This is a genomic window from Sphingobium sp. (assembly GCF_035511395.1).
Classification (GTDB): Bacteria; Pseudomonadota; Alphaproteobacteria; order Sphingomonadales; family Sphingomonadaceae; genus Sphingobium.
Genome location: NZ_DATKFP010000169.1, coordinates 1 through 20,602, shown reverse-complemented (window position 1 = coordinate 20,602; position 20,602 = coordinate 1). Strand labels below are relative to the sequence as shown.

Genomic DNA, 20,602 nt, shown 5'->3' with positions numbered 1-20,602 from the left:
GGGCGCGGCATCGAGATAGAGGATCAGCTTCTCCACCTCCCCCGCCATCAACGCGCGGTCGCCATTGGCCAGGTCGACGATCCTGCGGGCGAGGTCGGTCGGCAGGCGCAGCCCATTTTCGCGCGCGATGCCGATCGCGATCTGCTCCGCTTCCCGCGCGTCGGGCTGGTAGGAAATGAAAGCCATGGTCGCCTTGTGATCGAGCGCCAGCTTGACCAGCTTGGACGTGGCCTTGAGCGCGCCCGCCACGGCGATCACTGGATTGCCAGCAGCCTCCGCCTCCAGCAGCGCGGTCAGTGCCGGCACCGATTCCTCGCCCATGCCGGTGACGCGCACCCAGCGCCGGTCGCCGAACATGGAAAAGGACGCCGCCTCGTCGGAGAGACGCGCGGGATCATCCTTCAGCGTCGAGCCGTCGAGGTCGATCCGCTCCGCCTGTGGCCCCATCGCCCGTTCCAGCCGCTTCGCCAGTGCCTGGCTCCCCGCTTCGTCAGGGCCATAAAGCAGGAAGAAGCGTATGTCTGCCGAAGCCCCCTGACTTGGCGCGTCGAGCGCCTTTTCGATCTGGCCGCGGCTGGCCTTCAAGGATTCGCCGCCTTGCGCGAAAAGAGCGCCAGCCGGGTGACGATCTGGTCCGCCACCGTCTGCGACAGCCGCTCCAGCGCCGTATCTTCGGCCGCGATCGTCGCATATTCGCTCGACGTGACGTCGATGCCCGCATCCGATCCGGCCGTGTCGTCCAGTATCTGCGCCCCGGTCGCTTCATCGACCAGTTGGTAGCGCGCCCGCAGCGTCCGTCGCTCGCGCGTGATGGCGGCGTCGGAACGAAGGCCGAAACCGGCGATATTGTCGTCCAGCTTCACCACCAGCTTGTAGCGCGGGCCGCTGCCGCCCTGCATCGCCGCAAGCCGATCGTTGAGCGCATTGCGCACCAGCCAGCCGCCCTTGCCCTCGATCGGCGCGACCTCGACATTGCCGAGTGTCTGCGCCACCGGGCCATGCCCCCCCCCGCCATAGACCGGGCGCAACCCGCAGCCGGTGAGGAGCAAGGAAAGGGCGACAAGGGGAAGGATGCGCTTCATAGAGCCTCTCTAACCGCTCTCACGTCCAATTTGAACTGTGCTCCTGCGAAAGCAGGAGCCTAGGGTTGAACAACCTGCCCCCCATCCTGGACTCCTGCTTTCTCAGGAGAACAGAAAGCGATTTAGATTACCAGATTCACCAGACGATCCGGCACCACGATGACCTTCTTCGGTGTTGCGCCGTCGAGGATGCGGACCACATTGGGCGCGGCCAGGGCCAGCTTTTCCAGCTCGTCCTTGGGTGTACCCTTGGGCACGGTAATGGTGTCGCGCAGCTTGCCCATCACCTGACAGGCAATGGTGACTTCGTCGTCCACCAGCAGCGTCGGATCGACCGCCGGCCAGGCCGCGTCGGCGATCAGGCCGTCCTGGCCCATTTCGGCCCAGCCCTCTTCGGCCAGATGCGGTGTCATCGGCGCAACCAGCAGCGCCAGCGTGCGGATCGCGGCCGTGCGCGACGCGGACGGCTTGGCCTTCTCGATCGCATTCACCAGTTCGTAGATCTTGGCGACGGCCTTGTTGAAGCCCAGCGCCTCGACATCCTTGGCGACGCCATCGATGGTCTGGTGCAGCTTGCGGTCCAGCGGCTTGTCCTGACCTTCGGCACTGGCATCGGCCTCGCCGAACAGGCGCCAGACGCGGTTGACGAAGCGCCACGATCCCTCGATCCCCGCCTCGGTCCAGGGGAGGTCGCGCTCGGGCGGGCTGTCGGACAGCATGAACCAGCGCACCGCGTCCGCACCATATTGGGCGATGATGTCATCGGGATCGACGACATTCTTCTTGGACTTGGACATTTTCTCGACGCGGCCGATCGTCACCGGCGCGCCGCCCTCGACCATGACCAGCCCGTCGCCTTGGCGCACTACATCCTGCGGCGCCAGCCAGGCGCCTTCGGGCGACTTGTACGTCTCATGCGTCACCATGCCCTGCGTGAACAGGCCGGTGAACGGCTCGGCAAAGCCCAGTTGCCCCATATGCTGGAGCGCGCGGGTCCAGAAACGGGCGTAGAGCAGATGCAGGATCGCATGTTCCACGCCGCCGATATATTGGCCGACCGGCAGCCACTGCTCGACCGTGGCGCGGTCGAACGGCCTGTCCTTGGGCTGGCTGGCGAAACGGATGAAATACCAGCTCGAATCCGCAAAGGTATCGAGCGTATCCGTCTCACGCACAGCGGGCTTGCCACAGGACGGGCAGTCGACATGCTTCCAGGTCGGATGGCGATCGAGCGGGTTGCCGGGAATGTCGAAGCTGACATCCTCGGGCAGTACGACCGGCAACTGATCCTTGGGCACGGCCACCGGGCCACAGCTTTCGCAATGGATGACCGGGATCGGCGTGCCCCAGTAGCGCTGACGCGACACGCCCCAGTCGCGCAGACGGAACACGGTCTTGCCTGCGCCCCAGCCTTCGGACTCGGCGCGCGCGATGACGGCGGCTTTCGCTTCTTCCACGGCCATGCCGTCCAGGAAGCGCGAGTTCACAAGGTTGCCGGGGCCGGTATAGGCTTCATCATGGATCGGCTTGTCGGCTTCGCCATCCAGCGCGACGACGCGTTCGACCGGCAGCATATATTTACGCGCGAAGTCGAGGTCGCGCTGGTCATGCGCCGGCACGCCCATGACGGCGCCGGTGCCATAGTCCATCAGCACGAAGTTCGCGATGAAGACGGGCAGGTGCCATTCGGGATCGAACGGGTGCGCGACCGTCAGGCCGGTGTCGAAGCCCAGCTTCTCCGCCGTCTCCAGCTCGGCCGCGGTGGTGCCGCCCTCCTTGCACTTCTCGATGAAGGCGACCGCGTCCGGATTGTTCGCGGCGACGGCCTGCGCCACCGGATGGTCCGCCGCGATTGCGACGAAGCTGGCGCCGAAGATGGTGTCAGGGCGCGTCGAATAGACCTCGATCTCGCTGTCGAAGGGCGCGACCGGCTTGAAGTGGAATTGCAGGCCGACCGACTTGCCGATCCAGTTTTCCTGCATCGTCCGTACCTTGTCCGGCCACTGGTCCAGCGTCCCCAGCCCCTGCAACAGGTCGTCGGCGAACTGGGTTATCTTGAGGAACCACTGGCTGAGCTTGCGCTTTTCGACCAGCGCGCCCGAACGCCAGCCGCGCCCGTCGATCACCTGCTCGTTCGCCAGCACGGTCATGTCGACCGGATCCCAGTTGACCGCGCTTTCCTTGCGGTAGACCAGCCCCGCTTCCAGCATGTCCAGGAACAGCGCCTGTTCATGGCCATAATAGTCCGGCTCGCAAGTAGCGAGTTCGCGGCTCCAGTCGATCGCAAAGCCCAGCTTCTTGAGCTGCGCGCGCATATTGGCGATATTGTCGCGGGTCCAGTTGCCGGGATGGACCTTCTTTTCCATCGCCGCATTTTCGGCCGGCATGCCGAACGCGTCCCAGCCCATCGGATGCAGCACTTCATGCCCCGTCATCCGGCGGAAGCGCGCCAGCACGTCGCCCATCGAGTAGTTGCGGACATGGCCGATATGGATGCGCCCCGACGGATAGGGGAACATCTCCAGCACATAGGAGCGCGGCTTGGTGGACGCGTCATCCGCCTTGAAGCTCTGCTGCTCGTCCCAGGTCGCCTGCCAGCGGGCGTCGGCCTCCAGCGGGTTGAAGCGCCTCTGCATCTCTATTCCTTACAAATGCGATCAGGCTGGGCTTGTCACAAGCCCAGCCCCATATGGTTTCGAAACAGGACGTTACGAACGTCCCGAAAGGGAAAGGCTTAGCCGGAGATCGCCATGCGGCGCAGATCGCGCGCCTTGGTGAGGATGATCTCCTCCAGCTTCTGCGTCGTCGCCGCCTTAACCGGCGCGTCGACCCACTGGCCATTCTGGTTGACCTGGCGGCTGGCCGCGACGCGCAGCGCGTCGGCGCGCAGATCCTGGTCCAGGATCGACACGGTCAGCTTCATCCGCTCATTGGGCGTGTTGGGATTGGCGTACCAGTCGGTCACGATCACGCCGCCGTTCGAATCCGTCTGAACCATCGGCATGAAGGACAGGGTGTCGAGCGTGGCGCGCCACAGATAGGCATTGACGCCGATCGTCGTCACCTTCGACGCGGCAAGATCCGCCTTCGGGCGTTCCTTGGAACCGCCCCCGCACGCGGCGAGCGGCAGGAGCGCGGCCAGCAGAAGGCCGGCGGAAACAGAAACGGGAAGGCGGCGGACCATCAGGCATGTCCTAGCTAGAAAAGACCAAAATCAGCCCGCTTCTATAGTGTGCAGGCGATAATGGGCAAGGGGGCGCAACGGCGCAGCGGATCGACCCATCGCGATCCCGGCTGTGCGCCAGTCGGAACATGTCCCTCCGTCATGTGTATTCCGTGCAACAGCTCCGACAAAAAGGGATTCCGCCCTCTAGCCATTGGCGGCTTTGCGGGTGTAGAGCGTTACCAAAGATATAAGTCGGGGACGAGATTCGAATCATGCGTATGAACAGGGGACATTTGACAGTGGCAGGCGCGGCGGTGGCCGTGGCTGGCTTTCTGTTGTCTCCCGCATTTGGCGCAGCGACCGGTTTCACGACGTCTCATCTCGACTCCCGCGTGTCGCTGGGCGCGCTGGGTAGCATCTCATCCTTCACGCCGACGACCAAGGATCCGCAACTGGCGGCCGCCTATGCCAAGGTCGCTGCGTCGGCGAGCCGCCAGGGCTTTCGCTTCACTCCGACCAGCGGGTCGATGAGCGGTCAGCGCTCGATCACCATCATGGTCCGTGCTGCCGAGCGCGTCTCCGACCCGGCAGCCGATCCGGTCGACATCAAGCCTATGGCGTTCAGCCTCAATGGCGCGCACAATTGGCGCAAGTTCGCCCTGCCCGAAGCGGTAGGCCGCAAGGCGCTGGACCCGGTACCGGTCGAAACCATGGTCGATGCCAAGAATTTCTCGCTGGATGAAGGCAAGAAGGATCGTTTCAGCACCAAGGTGCTGATCGAAAGCCGCCGCGACCCGGCCGCGACGGTCCGGAACCCGTCGGCCGACAAGGATTATTCGCTGGATCTGGCCAGTTCCTATTCGCTGACCCGCAACCTCAATGTAACCGCAGGCCTGCGCTACAACAATAATGCCGCGGGTCGCCTGACCCCGATGACCGACGACCGGCAGGACAGCCAGGCCGTCTACCTGGGCACCATCTTCAAATTCTGATTCGGCCGACGGGTTGACCGAATGATCTGAACCTGCGCGCGTGGCGCAGGTCAGACATGGCGATCAAGGGTCGGCGAGCCGCGTCCTACAATACCGCCGCGATCAGCCCCAGCGCCTGCGCCTCATTGGCTTCCAGATACCAGTTTTCGGGCGCCTTCGCCAAAAGCTCGTCCATCGTGACGTCCGACCCCCGAATCAGATTGGCGAACCCCTCATTCTGGATGGCGATCGAGGATTCGATCTCGTTCAGCGTCGCCTTCAGCGTTGCGATGCAGGTGGACAGCGGCCCTGCCAGCTGGATCGCCTTGGTAATGATCCGCTCATGGATCATCAGCCGTGTACCGCGCGTCAGGTAGCGATTCTCCGTCGCGAAGAAGCTCATGAAGGTCGCCCCTGCGGAATAGACAGCCGTCCGCCCCATGAAAACCAGTCGTCGTTCGGGGTAGAGTTCCGAATGGAAGCGGATATCCTCGCCCATCAGCCGGGCAATCTCAGGATCTCCGCCCAAGGTTGAAATCTCGACGACCACCAGCCCCTGCTGCGGTGCGGTGGAAAGGCAATTCTTGAAATGCAGATACATGCCATGGTCGACGATCCCCGACAGCATGATGGCGGGAAACTCGAAATCCTTGGGCGAAAGCATCGGCGCAGTCATGAACATCAGGCCATCCTCGTTTCAGGGCATGTTGCGCTGCACTACGCCCCAGCCCGCAAAAGGTGCCGCGCTTTCGCCAAGAGCGTGGCGCAACAGCTTACGCGCTTGCCGAGCGCGCGGCGCAACAACTTACGCTTTTGACTGGCGCGTGGCGCAACAGGCTGTAAAGAACAGATCATGACCAAAGGGCAGGACGCCGAAAGACAGGGCAAATGATCGCGAAACTGAAAGGGCGACTGGACAGCACCGGCATCGATCATGCCATCATCGATGTAGGCGGGGTGGGTTATCTCGTCGGCGCATCCTCCCGAACACTGGCCGCGCTGGGTCCGGTGGGCGAGGCCGTGACGATCCACACCGAAATGCTGGTGTCCGACGACGCCATCCGCCTGGTCGGCTTCGCCCGCGCCGAGGAACGCGACTGGTATCGACTGCTCACCCATGTACAGGGCGTCGGATCGCGCGTGGCGCTTGCGATCCTGTCCGCGCTGGAACCGTACGACCTGCACCGCGCCATCGCCACCGGCGACAAGGCGATGGTCGCGCGCGCCAATGGCGTCGGCCCCAAGCTCGCCCAGCGCATCGTCAACGAACTCAAGGACAAGATCGGCGCGGTCGCGGTCGGCGGTCCTGTCGGCGTGGGTGGGATCGTGCCGCTGCCAACCGGCAGCCACAGCGCCGACGCGCTATCCGCCCTCCAGAATCTCGGCTTCAAACCCAATGAAGCCAGCAGCGCCGTCGCCGCGGCCGAAGAGGAACTGGGCGAAGGCGCCAGCCTCGACGCGCTGGTGCGTCTTGCTCTGCGGAAGGCGGCGAAGTGAGCGAAGACCGCCTCCTCACTCCTGCGCGTCGTCCCGAGGATGTTGACGCCGCGCTGCGGCCCAAGTCGCTGGACGAGTTCGTCGGCCAGCAGGCCGCGCGCGAAAATCTGCGCATCTTCATCCAGGCGGCGAAGTCGCGTGGCGATGCGCTCGACCATGTGCTCTTCTTCGGCCCGCCGGGCCTGGGCAAGACCACGCTGGCGCAGATCGTCGCCAAGGAAATGGGCGTCGGCTTCCGCGCCACGTCCGGCCCGGTCATCGCCAAGTCGGGCGATCTCGCCGCCCTGCTCACCAACCTGGATGAAGGCGACGTCCTGTTCGTCGACGAGATTCATCGCCTCAATCCGGCGGTGGAGGAAGTCCTCTATCCCGCGATGGAAGACCGTGCGCTCGACCTGATGATCGGCGAAGGCCCGTCCGCCCGCTCGGTCCGCATCGATCTGCCCCACTTTACCCTCGTCGGGGCGACGACTCGGCAGGGGCTGCTCACCACACCGTTGCGGGATCGCTTCGGCATTCCGGTGCGGCTGCAATTCTACACGGTCGAGGAACTGGAACTGGTCGTCCGTCGCGCCGCGCGGCTGCTGGACCTTCCCATTACCTCCGACGGCGCGATCGAGATCGCGCGCCGCTCGCGGGGTACGCCGCGTATCTCCGGCCGGCTGCTGCGCCGGGTGCGCGATTTCGCCAATGTCGCAGGCGCCCCTTCCGTCGATCGCAAGGTCGCCGATGCCGCGCTCCAGAGGCTGGAGGTCGACCAGCTTGGCCTTGATCTGATGGACCGGCGCTATCTGATGATGATCGCCGACATCTATCGCGGCGGCCCGGTCGGGGTGGAGACGCTGGCGGCCGGTCTGTCGGAAGCGCGCGACACGATCGAGGAAGTGATCGAACCTTATCTGATCCAACTCGGCCTGATCGCCCGCACTGCGCGCGGCCGCTGCCTCAATGGTCCCGGCTGGAAGCATCTGGGCCTCAATCCCCCGGCCGGATCGCAGGACGGCCTGTTCGACTGAAGCGATTTCCGATCGGCTGGACTCATCCGATCGGAAATCCCTAAAAGCAAAATGCAACAATCCGAAAGTCATGGCCGTTACGGCAAGGCATCGTTATAGCCTTGCCCAAAGCGCAGGCGCGCGCCAGACGCGCCGGAAACCGCAGGAGTCGAGCCTTGAGGGCCATCGAAAAATTTCCCAACCTCGTCACCATGTTCTTCGCCCGCGCGCAGGAAAAGGGCGACGCCCCTTTCCTCTGGCGCAAGAGTGGCGGCCAGTGGCATGCGCTGAGCTGGGCCGAAACCGCGCGGCAGGTCGCCTCGCTCGCCGCCGCGCTGAAGGCGCAGGGATTGAAGCCGGGCGATCCGGTCATGCTGGTCAGCGAGAACCGCCCCGAATTCTGCATCGCCGACCTCGCCATCATGGCAGCGGGCTGCATCACCGTGCCGACCTACACCACCAACACCACGCGCGATCACCAGCATATCCTGACCGACAGCGGCGCCCGCGCGGTCATCGTGTCGACCGCCAAGCTGGCGCAGGCGCTGATGCCCGCCGTGGTCCGGTCGCAGGCCAGCTTCGTCATCGGCATGGAGCCGCTGCGCGGCGCGCAGGGTACATGCGCCTGCCATCTGTGGAGCGACCTGCTCGCTGCCCATCCTGGTGATGTGGACGCCCTCGCCGCTGCCCAGACCGTCACCCGCAATGACCAGGCCTGCATCATCTACACCAGCGGCACCGGCGGCGCGCCGCGCGGGGTGATGCAGCATCATGGCGCGATCCTCGCCAACGTCGAGGGCGCGGGCAAGGTCGTGGCGGAGGATTTCGGCTGGGGGGACGAGGTGTTTCTGTCCTTCCTCCCCCTCTCCCACGCCTATGAGCATAGCGGCGGCCAGTTCCTGCCGATGCTGCTGGGCGGGCAGATCTACTATGCCGAAGGGCTGGAAAAACTCGCTTCGAATATCGAGGAGGCTCGCCCGACCATCATGGTCGTCGTCCCCCGCCTGTTCGAGGTGCTGCGCACGCGCATCATCAAATCGATCGAGAAGCAGGGCAAATTTCCGACCTATCTGTTGGGTCAGGCGCTGCGCATCGCGGCCAGGGAGCAGGCGGGAAGGACGTCGATCCTCGACCTGCCGATGAAGGCGCTGCTGTCGCGCACCCTCATCCCCAAGATCCGCGCACGCTTCGGCGGGCGGATGAAGGCGCTGGTGTCGGGCGGCGCGCCGCTCAATCCGGATGTCGGCCTGTTCTTCGACGCCATGGGCCTGACCCTGCTCCAGGGCTATGGCCAGACCGAGGCCGGGCCGGTGGTCAGCTGCAACCGCCCCGCCGCCGGCATCGCCATGGATACGGTCGGCCCGCCGCTCGACGGCGTGGAGGTGCGGATCGCCGAGGATGGCGAGATACTGGTGCGCGGCGAATTGGTGATGCACGGCTATTGGCGCAATCCGGCGGAGACGGAGAAGGCGCTGAAGGACGGCTGGCTCCACACCGGCGATATCGGCGAGATCGACAGCCGCGGCCGCATCCGCATCACCGACCGCAAGAAGGATCTGATCGTCAACGACAAGGGCGACAATGTCTCGCCCCAGAAGGTCGAGGGCATGCTGACGCTTCAGAGCGAGATCGGGCAGGCCATGGTCCATGGCGACCGCCGCCCCTATCTGGTCGGCCTGATCGTGCCCGACGCGGACTGGACCCGCGAATGGGCGACCGAACGCGGTATCATGGTGGAGGCCGCGCCGTCCGATCCGGCCTATCAGGCGGCGCTGCGGGCAGCGGTCGATCGGGTGAATGACGACCTGTCGGTGATCGAACGCGTCCGCCGCTTCATCCTGGCCGACGAAGCCTTCTCCATCGAGAATGAGGAAATGACCCCCTCGATGAAGATCCGCCGCCATGTGATCCGCAAGCGCTACGCCGACCGGCTGGACACCCTCTACAAGGGATGAGGCGGGGCAGGGAGGTTATCGGTTACGACCATTTGCAGACGTTATCGGGCTTGCGCATAGTTGCGAGCATGCGACGACAAAAACCTGGGCTTTCCGATTACGGCGTTCATATTTTCGGAGCGCTGTTTACTTCCGCGTTTCTGGCATTCGCGAGGGATCGCGGTTGGTCATGGCCGCTGTCGATCATAGTGCTGATCGCTGTATCAGTCCCAATGGGACTTGGCCTTGCATGGCTCAAAGTTCGATTGAAGGCGCGGTGGAGAAATGTCCGCTAGCCACCCGTCGATATCGTTTGGCGGGCCGGTAATATAATGCGGAAAGCTGCCGGGCGCGAAGCGACCATTTGCAGTCATGCCAGCTTTCATTTTATTATCACCGCCTAATTGGGAGGCATGGATGTCGGAGATCACCAAAACTGTTCGATGGTTGCTCGTGCTATCTTATCTCGGTCTACTTATAGGCCTTGGACTTCAGCGGCTTGAAGGCGGATTTATGGGGAATTGGAGCCTTATTCTTCTAAGCTTCACGATACTCAACCTCGCGTTCATGTGGGACGGCATCGTCCGCTTTGCAAAGAAATAGCCGACCTTCCGCCATCCAGCCCTTTTCGTCATTCCCGCGCAGGCGGGAACCCATCTGCTGACGTCGCCCCCAAGCACAAGGCTGGGGAGATGGATCCCCGCCTGCGCCGGGATGACGATGTCGGGCGCGGTGGCTCCTCGTCCTCCTCCCGCCCTACGCCCGCATCAGCCCATCGATCGCCGCCCAGCCATCCGCGCCGATGCCGCGCAACATCTTGCGATGCACTGCCTTCACCCCCCCAAGCGCCATGACGGCACCGTCCGCCCGCCGCGCCAGCGCCGCGAAGCGCGTCCGCCCCAGTGCCGGCGCGCCGGGATGCGATCGGGTGGGAAAGAGCGGCGATAGTAGCAGCATGTCCGCCCCTGCCCGCCCGGCCGCGACGATTTCCCGCACGTCATGCGCGGGCGCGCTGCGGATCATGCGCCGGTGCAGCCGCTTGCAACCACGCCCGTGCCAGCCATCCGCCTTCCACGCCGCCGCGTCCCGCCTGTCACCCGCTATCAGCAGCACCAGCCGCCGTCGCCGCGCTATCGCGCGCAACGCATCGAACAGGTTCCGCCGCGCGTGCGCCTCGGTGCGATAGTGGCGAAAGAGGATGCCCGCCCTCCCCCTCGGCAGCCGCATCGCCGCGGCCAGCAGGGCATCGTCCGGCACCCGCTCGTCGGTGATCAGCCAAAGGCCGGGCAGCTTTTTGCGGTGGCGGCGGTGCATGGCCATCCCTATAGCAGCGCGCATGACGACCGCCACTTCTCCTGCCGGGCAGGACGCCGCCCAGCGCCTCGCCACGCTCCGCGACAGCATCGACCGCGCCGCCCGCCTGACGCAGCGCACCGCCGACGATATTCGCCTGATCGCCGTGTCCAAAACCCATGGCGCGGACGCGATCCGCCCGCTGATCGCGGCCGGGCAGCGCGTCTTCGGCGAGAACCGCGTGCAGGAAAGCCAGGAGAAATGGCCCGCGCTGCGCGAGGAGCAGGCCGACATCGAACTGCATCTGGTCGGCCAGCTCCAGTCGAACAAGGCGGCCGAGGCGGTCGCCCTGTTCGACGTCATCCATGGGCTGGACCGGCCCTCGCTGCTGACCGCGCTCGCCAGGGCGATGGATGCGGCGGGCAAGCGTCTTCCCTGCTTCATTCAGGTCAATATCGGTGCGGAGGAGCAGAAGGGCGGCTGCGCCATCGCCGATACCCCCGCACTGATCGCCGCTGCGCGCGATGCCGATATTCCGCTGCTGGGCCTGATGTGCGTGCCCCCGGCCAATATCGAGGCCGCACCTTTCTTCGCGCTGCTGGCGAAGATGGCGCGGGAGGAAGGACTGCCGCGCCTCTCCATGGGCATGTCGGGCGATTATGAAACCGCGATCATGCTGGGCGCGACCGACATTCGGGTCGGTACCGCCCTGTTCGGGGAAAGGCCCTCTCCCGCTCGTCCGGTTCCGACGAGCGGGAGAGGAATGCTCAGAAACTCCCGCGCAAAGTGATGCCGTAGGTGCGCGGCTCGGCCAGATAGGACGAGATGAGCTGGTTCGCTATCGGCGCGCCCTGCGCGAACTGGCCGGTGGTCGATGTCGCCGGGCTGCTCGACTGGAGCGGGCTGGAGAAGGAGACCTGGGTATAATCCTGGTTGAAGATATTCTGGCCCCAGAATTCGACCGCCCAGCGCTGGTCCTTGCCGCGAATGCCGACGCGCGCGTTCACGATCGCATAGCCGTCCTGATATTTTTCCGGGAACAGGTCCGAACCGGTATTATAGCCGCTGGTCATGCGGCCATCGACATAGAAGAGCGCCGAAAGGCCCGATGAGCCGATATCCGGCGTCCAGGCGACGCTGGCGGTCGTGACCGACTGCGGCGCGTTCGAGTTGATCGAACCGGGCAGCAGGAACAAGGCCGGGTCGAGCGGCACGCTGCCGTCGCTGCTGCCGACCAGACGGTTGGCGAATTTGGCGCGGGCCCAGGTGAAGCCGCCCGACACGCGGAAGTTGCGCGCCGGAATGACGCTGGCTTCCAGTTCCACGCCCTGGCTGATGAGGCCCGGCCCGACATCGCCGCTATCGCAGGTCCGCGCGGCGCTGAGCGCGCTGTCGCAGCCATTGATATTCTGCACGACGAAACTGGTGCCGTTGAAGGTGTTGAGCTGGAAATTCTTGAACTCCTGCCGGAAGGCGGCGATGTTCGCGCTCCATTTGGGCTGGCTGAATTTCAGGCCCACTTCGAAGGAATCGACCTTTTCCGCCGCAAAACGCAGGCTGGTCACGTCGGCATTGCTGCGCGGCGCGAACACGGCGGGAATGGCGTTGAGGCCCGTCGATCCCAGCTGGAACCGGTCGAGATTGTAGCCGCCCGCCTTATAGCCTTTCGAATAGCTGCCATAGAGCAGCAGATCGTCGATCGGCTTCCAGGACAGAACCGCCGTGCCGGAAAACTCGCCGTCGCTGATCTTGTCGTTGAGGTCGAGCGCATTGAGCGTGGTGGAGCCGTTGCCAAGGCAGCCCAGCGTCAGGATGCCGCCAGCCAGCGTCGCCGCGCTGCCCAGCGCCGCGTTGGTCGCGATCCCCGGCAGGGCCGAGGACTGTAGCGCCGCGCAGGTCGCGTTATTATTGTTGAAATCGGCCGAAAAACGCTTGGTTTCATGGGTGTAGCGCAGGCCCAGGGTCAGATCGAGCCGCTTGGTGATGTTGATGATATTATGGGTGAAGAGCGCCCAATTCTCGCTCTTCTGATGATAGAGCGAGGCAACGTCGCCGGTGCCGGACGGGATCGCCGCCAGCGCGCGCAACCCGTTGCCAAGGCCGGTCGAGATCGCGCCTGCCTGCGCGGCGGCGACCGCAGCGGGCACGCCGCGTCCGATCAGGGCGGCGGTCAGCCCGGCATTGAGCTGCGCCTGCGTGCCCGAAATCAGCGGCTGGGTGGCAAGGCCGCTGCCGCACGCCGCCAACTGCTGCGCCGTGAAATTGCTGTTGACGCTGGCTCCCGCCATCAGGCGACAGGCGGCGAAACGGCCATAATCCGCACCGAAACGGATATTGTCCTGCAACGTCAGCTTTTCATTGGCGTAATAGCCGCCGACCAGCCAGTCGAGCACTTCACCAAAGGCCGACCCCTGCAACCGCAGTTCCTGGGTGAAGGTCTTGAACTGGCGATAGGTGTTGGGATCGCGATAGAGCAGGTCGGCGCGATTATAATCATAATCGCCATAGTCGCGGGATTTATAGTCGCGATAGGCCGTGATGCTGGTCAGCTTCGCGCCGCCGAAATCATAATTGACCTCGCCCGACACGCCCCAGTCCTTGAGCTTGCTGACATAGTCGCGGCCCGGCGTGATGGAGAGTTCGCGGTCATAGGGGTCGGCGGGGATGGTGCTGCCCTGCCCTGCCAGGATCGCGGCGATCCGGTTGAACGGCGCCGTGCTATAACCGCCGCCAGCCGCGGGGCGTCGTTCGCGCGCTTCGACATAGGCCGCGCCGCAGCAGCTTTCGTCGCGATTGGTATAGTCGCCGATCAGGCGGATGGAGAGCGCGTCGTTCGGCTCGATCAGCGCCTGGCCACGCAGGAAATAGCGGTCGCGATCATTGGTGTCGCCGACCTTGGCGCCGGTCGCATCGACCAGCTTGTAGAAGCCGTCGCGCTTGCTCCACACGCCGTCCAGCGCCAGTGCGACGCCGTCGGCTATGGGGCCGGTGACGCGGCCCGACACGCGCCAATAGTCGTAATTGCCGTAGGTGACTTCGCTCTTGGCGTGGAAGGTGCTTTCCGGTGCCTTGCTGATGATGTTGATGAGGCCCGCCGACGCATTCCGGCCGAACAGCGTACCCTGCGGTCCGCGCAACACCTCGACCCGCTCGATCTCGCCCAGTTCGTTGAGGCCCGCGCCGGTGCGCGAGCGATAGACGCCGTCGATGAACACCGCGACCGAGCTTTCCAGGCCGGGATTGTCGCCCACCGTGCCGATGCCCCGAATACGGGCCGAGGCATTGGCTTCGGATCCGGTCGAAGATACGAGCAACGAAGGGGCCAGCTGATTGAGGGTGCGGATGTCGCTGGCGCCGCTATTCTGCATCGCCTGCGCGCCGACGGCCGACACGGCGATCGGGACATCGGACAAGGGGCTGGCGCGACGGGTAGCGGTCACGATGATGTCGGCGCCCGGCTCCTCTGCGGCGGCCTGCGGCGCGCTATTGTCTTGCGCAAAAGCAGGCGCCGCCATGCCCAGTGCGGCGGCGCAAACGGTCGTCAGCCAGAGACTCTTGTCTGTCATGATGGTTCGATCCTCTCCTGACCCGCGCAACTTTCTGTCGCTTCGGGATGTGGGTGATTATGCTGCCACAGCAGGCACAAGGCAAGATAGCCCGGTTTTTCAGCGCTTTCCAAGGGGTGAAGCGGCCCGAAAATCATGTGCTGTTGCCTAACGGCAACGGGTTAATTTCCGGTTTCCGTAGCGTCGGCTTACGATAAGGGAAAGCGCAGGAGCCGGTCTGCGACCGGGACCAGAGCGGCGGCATCCGGCCCCACCACCCGGCGAATCTCGCCATGACCCGCATCCAGTCCCCCCGTCAACGCGCCGAGCGCGGGTAGAATTAGCTTGGTCGCCGATCCCACGAAACAGCGTCGCGACACATGCCGTCCACGCAAGGACAGGCGCAGCTTGGGGTGGAAATGACCGGAAATTTCGGGTCGGGGATCGCCCGGCTCGGCCTCATGCCTGAGCCAGATCCCCTCGACCTCCGCCTCCGTCACGCGCCTCCCCCCCGGCATGATCGTGACACCGACATCATGATTACCGGTTATCCAGGTCCAGTCCAGCCTTTCCGTAAGGGAAATCAGCCGACTCCGCGCTTTTGCGTCGAGCCGAGCGGCCCCATCGCTGTCATGGAAGCTGTCGCCCAACGAAAACACCGCCCGCGCGCCGGTCCTCAACACCAGCGCCTCGATCACGTCCAGCGTCGCCTGGCTGTCATGCGGGGGCAGGAACTGGCCGAAACGGGCATACCAGCTCGCCTTCTCGAAATGCAGGTCGGCCACCAGCAACGCGCCCCGGTCCGGCCAGAAGAGCGCGGCCTCGGGCAGCGCCAGAAACTCATGACCTGCGAACGAAAGGGGAACCATGTCTTGCCTATGCGCCTGTCCGCCCCGGCTTTCAAGAGGCGGGCCAAGCGACTATAGGGGCCGCCATGTCCTACACCGTCGCTGCACTCTATCATTTCACCCGCTTTGACGATCCGCAGGCGATTGCCGCCAACCTGAAGGCGTTGTGCGCCGAGCTTGGCACCTGCGGCACGCTGATCGTGGCGGGGGAAGGGATCAACGGCACGGTCGCGGGCGATGTGGATGCCATCGCCGCCCTGATCGCCCAGATCCGCGCCCTGCCCGGCTGCGCCGATACGGACGTCAAATATGCGCAGGCCCATGAAGCCCCCTTCGGCCGGATGAAGATCAAGGTGAAGACGGAAATCGTGACGTTGGGCGCAGGCGACCTCGACCCAGCCAACCGGGCGGGCACCCACCTCGATCCGGCCGACTGGAACGCCCTGATCGCCGATCCCGACACGGTCATCATCGATACCCGCAACGCCTATGAGGTCGCCTGCGGCACGTTTGAAAATGCGATAGACCCGGCCACCCGCTCCTTCCGCGAATTTCCTGGCTGGTTCGATGACTTCGCCGCCGATCTGAAGGCGCAGGGCCGCACGCCGAAGATCGCCATGTTCTGCACCGGCGGCATACGCTGCGAGAAATCGACCGCGCTGGTGAAGGCGCGTGGTTTCGACGATGTCTATCACCTCAAGGGCGGCATCCTGCGCTATCTGGAGGAAATGCCGCAAGCCGACAGCCGCTGGCAGGGCGACTGCTATGTGTTCGACGAGCGGGTAACCGTGGGCCATGGCCTGAAGCCCGGCGACTTCACGACGTGCCGGGCCTGCGGCCTGCCCCACCCGCGTGAGGCGGAGCATGATTGCCCCGGCGACGAACTGGGCGCCTGGCCGCATCGGGGCTAGGGGGCAGATCAAGCGGCGTGGTCGAAAGACGATCCGTTTACAATGCGGTACCAACGCCGAATGGCCGGCAATGGTCGCGATCCGCCCATATTTTCGCTCGGCCCCAGAAGGAGAGGCGTTATTCCTTCACGGACGCGACCCAGGCCGCGACGTCGGTCGCGACCTTGTTCGCCGCGACGTTGAGCGGGGCGCCGACGCTGTTGGCTTCGATCTTGCCGCTCACGGGCGCGCTGGCGGTGAAACGCTGGCGGGCAAGCGCCACGCCGGCGGGCGTGGTCAGCACCGCGTCATAGGTCACGATTGCGCTGTGGCTTGCGGCATCGACTGTGAAGGCTACCAACTCGCCTGACAGACGCTGACCGCCATCGCCGGAGAACTGACCTGAATCGAGCACGACCCGATCGGTCGTCGCTGAGATCGTCTCCGCCAGAAGGCGACGGAACAGATGGCGCGGTGTATCTGCCCACTGCACCTTGGTCACATAGGCGACCGAGGTCGGCGCGGTCTGCACCGGCACGCGGATCGTATCCAGCATCTTGGGCGCTTCGGGATCAGCCACGATCAGCGTGCGCCCGTCGCCGGCCACTCGTGCCGCCCCGGCCGGTACCTTCTGCGCGGCATCGAGCGTCAGCAACTGCATCGGCGGCTTCGCGCCGATCGACACGCAGCCCGACAGCAGGAAGGCGGCGGTGAGCGCGACCAGCGCGCTGCGGGGTTTCGCGTGGATCATGGTCCGCTTCTCTCTCATCTTGTGGTCCGGCATGCTGGGGTGCGGCCTCATGGCTTATAATCCGGCAGCTTGGGCGACCCGACCAGCGATCCGGCGCCCTGCTGGTCGAGCTTTTCCGCGACGCCGCGGAAGGCGCGTGACATTTCGCGCAGGTCGCGCACCAGCTGGTTCACTTCCGGCATGGTCTGGGTGCTGAAGGCGTGGACGCCCGGCTGCGCCTCACCGATCGTCTTGTCGAGCGTGTCGATGCTGCGCGTCGCGGCCTGCACAGTCTTGCGCAGGTCGCCCATCAGCGGCTTTCCTTCTTCGTTCAGCAGCTGGTCGGTGGTCGCAGCCAGCTTGCCGATCTGCTCCACGGCAACGCCGGTACGCTGCACGGCGATCCGAGCCTCCGCCAGGGTGGCGGCGATTTCCGGGCTGCGGTCAGCCAATGCGCCCGACACGCGCTCCACATTGGCGAGGATGCCGGCGATCGCCTGCTGATTCTTGTCGTTGAGCAATTCGGTCAGCCGCTCGGTCAGGGTCGACAGCCGCTCCAGCAGCTGCGGCGCATTGTTGAGCAATTCACCCAGCGCACCGGGCTTGGTCGGAATGACCGGCACGCCGTCGGGGCATACCGCCATAGGATTTTCTGCCGGGCAGATGATTGGCGGCGCGCCCTTGACCGCACCGTCCAGCACGATCTCGCTGACACCGGTAAAGCCGACGCCGGAAATGGTGGCCGTCGTGCCCTGAAGCACCGGCGTGCCTTCCTTGACGGAAATGCGTACCTTCACGAAGCTCGGATCGCGCTTCCACAACTCGATCTTCTCGACCTGACCCGAAGGGACACCCGAATAGTTGACACTCGATCCCTTGGCGAGGCCGTTGACCGACTGCTTGAAGAAGATGTCATATTCCATGTTGTCGCCCTGCGACAGGCGCGAGAACCAGAAGGCGGCGATCATGACAGCGGCCAGCAGCAACAGCGTGACCGCGCCCACCAGCACATGATTGGAACGGGTTTCCATAGATTATCGCCTTCCGTCCGGCGACGCAGCGGTCGCCTTGTTCTTTTCGCGCTCGACGGCCGCCGTGGCGGCGCGGCCGCGCGGGCCGTTGAAATATTCCTGGATCCAGGGATGATCGAGCGCCAGCAATTCGGGAATCGTGCCGACCGCGATCACCTTCTTGTCCGCCAGCACCGCGACCCGATCGCAGATCGAATAGAGCGTATCGAGATCGTGCGTGATGAGGAAGACGGTGAGACCCAGCGTCTGTTGCAGCTTGCGCGTCTGATCGTCGAACGCCGCCGCGCCGATCGGGTCCAGGCCGGCGGTCGGTTCGTCAAGGAACAGCAGGTCCGGGTCCAGCGCCAGCGCGCGGGCGAGGCCGGCACGCTTCTTCATTCCGCCCGACAGTTCGGAGGGATATTTGGGCCCAGCCTCCGTCGGAAGCCCGGTCAGACGAATCTTGTAGGCGGCGATCTCGTCGCGCAACTGCGGCCCGATATTGGGATAATATTCGCGGATCGGCACCTCGACATTCTCTGCCACGGTCAGGGTGGAGAAGAGGGCGCCGCCCTGGAACAGCACGCCCCAGCGTTTGCGGATCGCCAGCGCCTCGTCGTCCAGCCGGCCGATCATCGGTTCGCCAAAGACACAGATGTCGCCCTCATCAGGGGTCTGGAGGCCGATGATCGATCGCATCAGCACCGACTTGCCAGTGCCGGAGCCCCCGACCACACCCAATATTTCGCCCTTGCGCACGTCCAGATCGAGATTCTGATGCACGATCTGATCACCGAAGCTGTTCTGGAGGTTGCGCACTTTGATGGCGATATCGGCCGTTTCGACCGCATTCTCGATACGGCGATCCTCCGCTTTCTGGATTTCTTCTTCGCTCATCAGTTCCAGCCCACCCAGGTGAAGAAGACCGCGAAGAAGGCGTCGATCACGATGACGAGAAAGATCGCCTGCACCACGGCGGCGGTGGTCCGCATGCCGACTTCCTCGGCATTGGCCTTCACCTGCATGCCCTGATAGCAGCCGGCCAGGGCAATGATGATACCGAAGACGGGCGCCTTGATCAGGCCAACCCACAGGTCGGTGATAGGCACCACTTCGCGCAGGCGCTGGATGAAGGTGATGGGTGGGATTTCCAGCGCTACCCAGCACAGGAAGCCGCCGCCGATGACGGCGACGATAGAACTATAGAAGCCGAGCAGCGGCATCATCACCACGACCGCGAGCGTGCGGGGCAGGACCAGCGCTTCCATCGGCGACACGCCGATGGTGCGCATCGCGTCGATTTCCTCGGTCAGCTTCATCGTGCCCAATTGGGCTGCGAAGGCGGAGCCGGATCGGCCCGCGACCATGATCGCGGTCATCAACACGCCCAGTTCACGGAAGGTAAGGCGGCCGACCAGGTTGATGGTCAGCATCTCCATGCCGAACTGGCGCAGTTGCACCGATCCCTGCTGGGCGATGACGATGCCGATCAGGAAGCTCATCAGGCCGATAATGCCAAGCGCGGAGACGCCCACGACCTCGAAACGCTGGATGACGGCGTTCCACCGGAAGCGGCTGGGATGGCGGATCAGGCTCCAGCTCGCGACCAGCGTGGCGCCGAAGAAGCCCAGCAGGCCGAGCAGTGTCGCACCCGAATTGCACACCGCCTCACCGATCTGGCCGACGACGCGGCGCAGCGGATGGACCTTTTCGGGTCGGATCGCGACCGGTTCGTCCAACTGGCCGACGGCGGCGATCAGGCGACGCGCATCGTCATTGCCGCCGACGACTTCGGCGCCCAGTCGCTTGGCGGTGCGATGCACCGTCCAGGCACCGATCGTATCGATATGGTCGACCTGGGACAGGTCGATGGCATTCACCGGCCCTTGCAAGCCATCCAGGCGAGCAGGCAGGTCGTGGAGGCACGCTATGGCCAGGTTTCCCGAAAGCCGAATTACCGTGCCGCCATCGCCCGTTTCTTCTGCGAGGTCAGCGGCTTTGTTCATCAAGGCGGTTTAGTGGTCCATTATCGGTTGCACGGCAAGCCGAAACGGCCCATCCGCAAGCCAGAACGAAGGGCGGACAGAAAAGTTTCGGAAACGGCATGACGCACTACAGGCTGGCGATCTACGATATGGACCGCACGGTGACTTTCAGCGGCACCTATACGGGGTTCCTCATCCATGTAGCGCGGCGCATGGCGCCTTGGCGGCTGCTGCTGCTGCCCTGCGTCATCCTGCTGATGCTGGCCTATGTGCTGAAGCTGATCTCGCGCCAACGGCTCAAGGAACTGAATCAGGCGCTGATGATCGGCCATAATGTCGAGCGGGCGAAACTGATGCCGCATATCGAAAGCTATGCTGACAAAGTGGTGGCGACGAACCTGCGGCAGGGCGCGGTGGCGCAGATCGCGAAGGATCGGGCGGACGGCTATCGACTGGTGCTCGCGACTGCTTCCTATCGCCTCTATGTAGAGCCGATCGCGCGGCGGCTGGGCTTCGACGCGGTAATCGCGACCGATCATCTGTCGCAGGATCTGCGCTATGTCCGCGCCAAGATCGCGGGCGAGAATTGCTACGACACGGGCAAGCTGCGGATGATCAAGGCATGGATGGCCGCCGAGGCGATCGACCGCAGCCAG

18 protein-coding genes and 1 pseudogene are annotated in these 20,602 nt (G+C 64.4%); 7 read left to right on the top strand and 12 right to left on the bottom strand.

Translation table 11 applies throughout. The annotated features are described in order from the left end of the window. The 4 genes and pseudogenes from VMR39_RS11630 to VMR39_RS11615 all read right to left on the bottom strand — a co-directional run. Positions 1–585: pseudogene (locus tag VMR39_RS11630) on the bottom strand (DNA polymerase III subunit delta); the annotation flags it as partial. After that, a complete protein-coding gene (gene lptE, locus VMR39_RS11625; RefSeq protein ID WP_325416120.1) occupies positions 582–1,082 on the bottom strand; it encodes an LPS assembly lipoprotein LptE in 501 nt (166 codons plus the stop codon). The gene lptE and the pseudogene VMR39_RS11630, both read right to left, overlap by 4 nt. A gap of 122 nt (positions 1,083–1,204) precedes the next feature. Continuing rightward, positions 1,205–3,718 carry a leucine--tRNA ligase gene (gene leuS, locus VMR39_RS11620; protein WP_325416119.1) on the bottom strand — a complete coding sequence of 838 codons (2,514 nt, stop codon included), beginning with the start codon at positions 3,716–3,718 and terminating at the stop codon, positions 1,205–1,207. 98 nt (positions 3,719–3,816) lie between these two features. Then, complete coding sequence (locus tag VMR39_RS11615; protein WP_325416118.1) at positions 3,817–4,266, bottom strand: DUF3576 domain-containing protein; 450 nt, start codon at positions 4,264–4,266, stop codon at positions 3,817–3,819. A 254-nt stretch (positions 4,267–4,520) separates the two neighbouring features. On the opposite strand from VMR39_RS11615, the gene VMR39_RS11610 reads away from it, so the two are divergent. Beyond that, a complete protein-coding gene (locus tag VMR39_RS11610) occupies positions 4,521–5,240 on the top strand; it encodes a hypothetical protein (protein ID WP_325416117.1) in 720 nt (239 codons plus the stop codon). Between the two features lie 85 nt (positions 5,241–5,325). Here the strand turns inward: VMR39_RS11610 and VMR39_RS11605 are convergent, their stop codons facing one another. Continuing rightward, positions 5,326–5,901: a peptidase S14 gene (locus VMR39_RS11605; RefSeq protein WP_325416116.1), complete on the bottom strand. Its 576-nt coding sequence runs from the start codon at positions 5,899–5,901 to the stop codon at positions 5,326–5,328. 206 nt (positions 5,902–6,107) lie between these two features. Here VMR39_RS11605 and ruvA point away from each other — a divergent pair, with 206 nt between their 5' ends. The 3 genes from ruvA (at position 6,108) to VMR39_RS11590 (ending at position 9,666) form a co-directional block, all read left to right on the top strand. Continuing rightward, positions 6,108–6,716 carry a Holliday junction branch migration protein RuvA gene (ruvA, locus tag VMR39_RS11600; RefSeq protein ID WP_325416115.1) on the top strand — a complete coding sequence of 203 codons (609 nt, stop codon included), beginning with the start codon at positions 6,108–6,110 and terminating at the stop codon, positions 6,714–6,716. Continuing rightward, positions 6,713–7,732: a Holliday junction branch migration DNA helicase RuvB gene (gene ruvB / locus VMR39_RS11595; RefSeq protein ID WP_325416114.1), complete on the top strand. Its 1,020-nt coding sequence runs from the start codon at positions 6,713–6,715 to the stop codon at positions 7,730–7,732. Before ruvA ends, ruvB begins: the two co-directional genes overlap by 4 nt. A gap of 155 nt (positions 7,733–7,887) precedes the next feature. Beyond that, a complete protein-coding gene (locus VMR39_RS11590) occupies positions 7,888–9,666 on the top strand; it encodes an AMP-dependent synthetase/ligase (RefSeq protein WP_414712499.1) in 1,779 nt (592 codons plus the stop codon). A 735-nt stretch (positions 9,667–10,401) separates the two neighbouring features. Here the strand turns inward: VMR39_RS11590 and VMR39_RS11585 are convergent. Further along, a complete protein-coding gene (locus tag VMR39_RS11585) occupies positions 10,402–10,959 on the bottom strand; it encodes a thiamine phosphate synthase (protein ID WP_325416113.1) in 558 nt (185 codons plus the stop codon). A gap of 22 nt (positions 10,960–10,981) precedes the next feature. On the opposite strand from VMR39_RS11585, the gene VMR39_RS11580 reads away from it, so the two are divergent. Next, the gene (locus tag VMR39_RS11580) at positions 10,982–11,728 is read left to right on the top strand and encodes a YggS family pyridoxal phosphate-dependent enzyme (RefSeq protein ID WP_325416121.1); all 747 of its coding nucleotides are present in this window, start codon (positions 10,982–10,984) and stop codon (positions 11,726–11,728) included. Here VMR39_RS11580 and VMR39_RS11575 read toward each other — a convergent pair. Together VMR39_RS11575 and pdeM are read right to left on the bottom strand one after the other, a co-directional pair. Then, a complete protein-coding gene (locus tag VMR39_RS11575; protein WP_325416112.1) occupies positions 11,706–14,504 on the bottom strand; it encodes a TonB-dependent receptor in 2,799 nt (932 codons plus the stop codon). The two genes, VMR39_RS11580 and VMR39_RS11575, sit on opposite strands and share 23 nt — an antisense overlap. A 188-nt stretch (positions 14,505–14,692) precedes the next feature. Then, positions 14,693–15,352 (bottom strand): ligase-associated DNA damage response endonuclease PdeM, encoded by a 660-nt coding sequence (gene pdeM, locus VMR39_RS11570; protein ID WP_325416111.1) that lies wholly within the window; start codon positions 15,350–15,352, stop codon positions 14,693–14,695. Positions 15,353–15,417: 65 nt separating this feature from the next. Here pdeM and VMR39_RS11565 point away from each other — a divergent pair, with 65 nt between their 5' ends. Further along, positions 15,418–16,242 (top strand): rhodanese-related sulfurtransferase, encoded by an 825-nt coding sequence (locus VMR39_RS11565; protein WP_325416110.1) that lies wholly within the window; start codon positions 15,418–15,420, stop codon positions 16,240–16,242. A 118-nt stretch (positions 16,243–16,360) separates the two neighbouring features. Here the strand turns inward: VMR39_RS11565 and VMR39_RS11560 are convergent, their stop codons facing one another. From VMR39_RS11560 to VMR39_RS11545, 4 genes are read right to left on the bottom strand one after another with little or no spacing between them, the layout of a single operon-like run. Then, a complete protein-coding gene (locus VMR39_RS11560) occupies positions 16,361–16,972 on the bottom strand; it encodes an ABC-type transport auxiliary lipoprotein family protein (protein ID WP_325416109.1) in 612 nt (203 codons plus the stop codon). Positions 16,973–17,019: 47 nt separating this feature from the next. Then, positions 17,020–17,982 carry an MlaD family protein gene (locus VMR39_RS11555; protein ID WP_325416108.1) on the bottom strand — a complete coding sequence of 321 codons (963 nt, stop codon included), beginning with the start codon at positions 17,980–17,982 and terminating at the stop codon, positions 17,020–17,022. A 3-nt stretch (positions 17,983–17,985) separates the two neighbouring features. Continuing rightward, positions 17,986–18,858, bottom strand: a complete 873-nt coding sequence (locus VMR39_RS11550) for an ABC transporter ATP-binding protein (RefSeq protein ID WP_325416107.1) — start codon at positions 18,856–18,858, stop codon at positions 17,986–17,988. Beyond that, entirely contained in the window at positions 18,858–19,967 is a 1,110-nt protein-coding gene (locus VMR39_RS11545) for an MlaE family lipid ABC transporter permease subunit (protein ID WP_325416106.1), read from the bottom strand. The genes VMR39_RS11550 and VMR39_RS11545 overlap by 1 nt, the downstream gene beginning before the upstream one ends. Before the next feature lie 98 nt (positions 19,968–20,065). Between VMR39_RS11545 and VMR39_RS11540 the strand changes: the two genes are divergently transcribed. Then, positions 20,066–20,602: HAD family hydrolase (locus VMR39_RS11540; RefSeq protein WP_325416105.1), on the top strand; the 537-nt coding region annotated here is incomplete at its 3' end.

Coding starts and splice junctions, on each gene's coding strand:
- VMR39_RS11565 (WP_325416110.1), top strand. CDS start 15,418: ATGTCCTACACCGTCGCTGCACTCTATCATTTCACCCGCTTTGACGAT.
- ruvA (WP_325416115.1), top strand. CDS start 6,108: ATGATCGCGAAACTGAAAGGGCGACTGGACAGCACCGGCATCGATCAT.
- VMR39_RS11605 (WP_325416116.1), bottom strand. CDS start 5,901: ATGTTCATGACTGCGCCGATGCTTTCGCCCAAGGATTTCGAGTTTCCC.
- VMR39_RS11560 (WP_325416109.1), bottom strand. CDS start 16,972: ATGATCCACGCGAAACCCCGCAGCGCGCTGGTCGCGCTCACCGCCGCC.
- VMR39_RS11555 (WP_325416108.1), bottom strand. CDS start 17,982: ATGGAAACCCGTTCCAATCATGTGCTGGTGGGCGCGGTCACGCTGTTG.
- VMR39_RS11585 (WP_325416113.1), bottom strand. CDS start 10,959: ATGCACCGCCGCCACCGCAAAAAGCTGCCCGGCCTTTGGCTGATCACC.
- lptE (WP_325416120.1), bottom strand. CDS start 1,082: ATGAAGCGCATCCTTCCCCTTGTCGCCCTTTCCTTGCTCCTCACCGGC.
- VMR39_RS11575 (WP_325416112.1), bottom strand. CDS start 14,504: ATGACAGACAAGAGTCTCTGGCTGACGACCGTTTGCGCCGCCGCACTG.
- VMR39_RS11580 (WP_325416121.1), top strand. CDS start 10,982: ATGACGACCGCCACTTCTCCTGCCGGGCAGGACGCCGCCCAGCGCCTC.
- VMR39_RS11615 (WP_325416118.1), bottom strand. CDS start 4,266: ATGGTCCGCCGCCTTCCCGTTTCTGTTTCCGCCGGCCTTCTGCTGGCC.
- leuS (WP_325416119.1), bottom strand. CDS start 3,718: ATGCAGAGGCGCTTCAACCCGCTGGAGGCCGACGCCCGCTGGCAGGCG.
- VMR39_RS11545 (WP_325416106.1), bottom strand. CDS start 19,967: ATGAACAAAGCCGCTGACCTCGCAGAAGAAACGGGCGATGGCGGCACG.
- VMR39_RS11550 (WP_325416107.1), bottom strand. CDS start 18,858: ATGAGCGAAGAAGAAATCCAGAAAGCGGAGGATCGCCGTATCGAGAAT.
- VMR39_RS11610 (WP_325416117.1), top strand. CDS start 4,521: ATGCGTATGAACAGGGGACATTTGACAGTGGCAGGCGCGGCGGTGGCC.
- pdeM (WP_325416111.1), bottom strand. CDS start 15,352: ATGGTTCCCCTTTCGTTCGCAGGTCATGAGTTTCTGGCGCTGCCCGAG.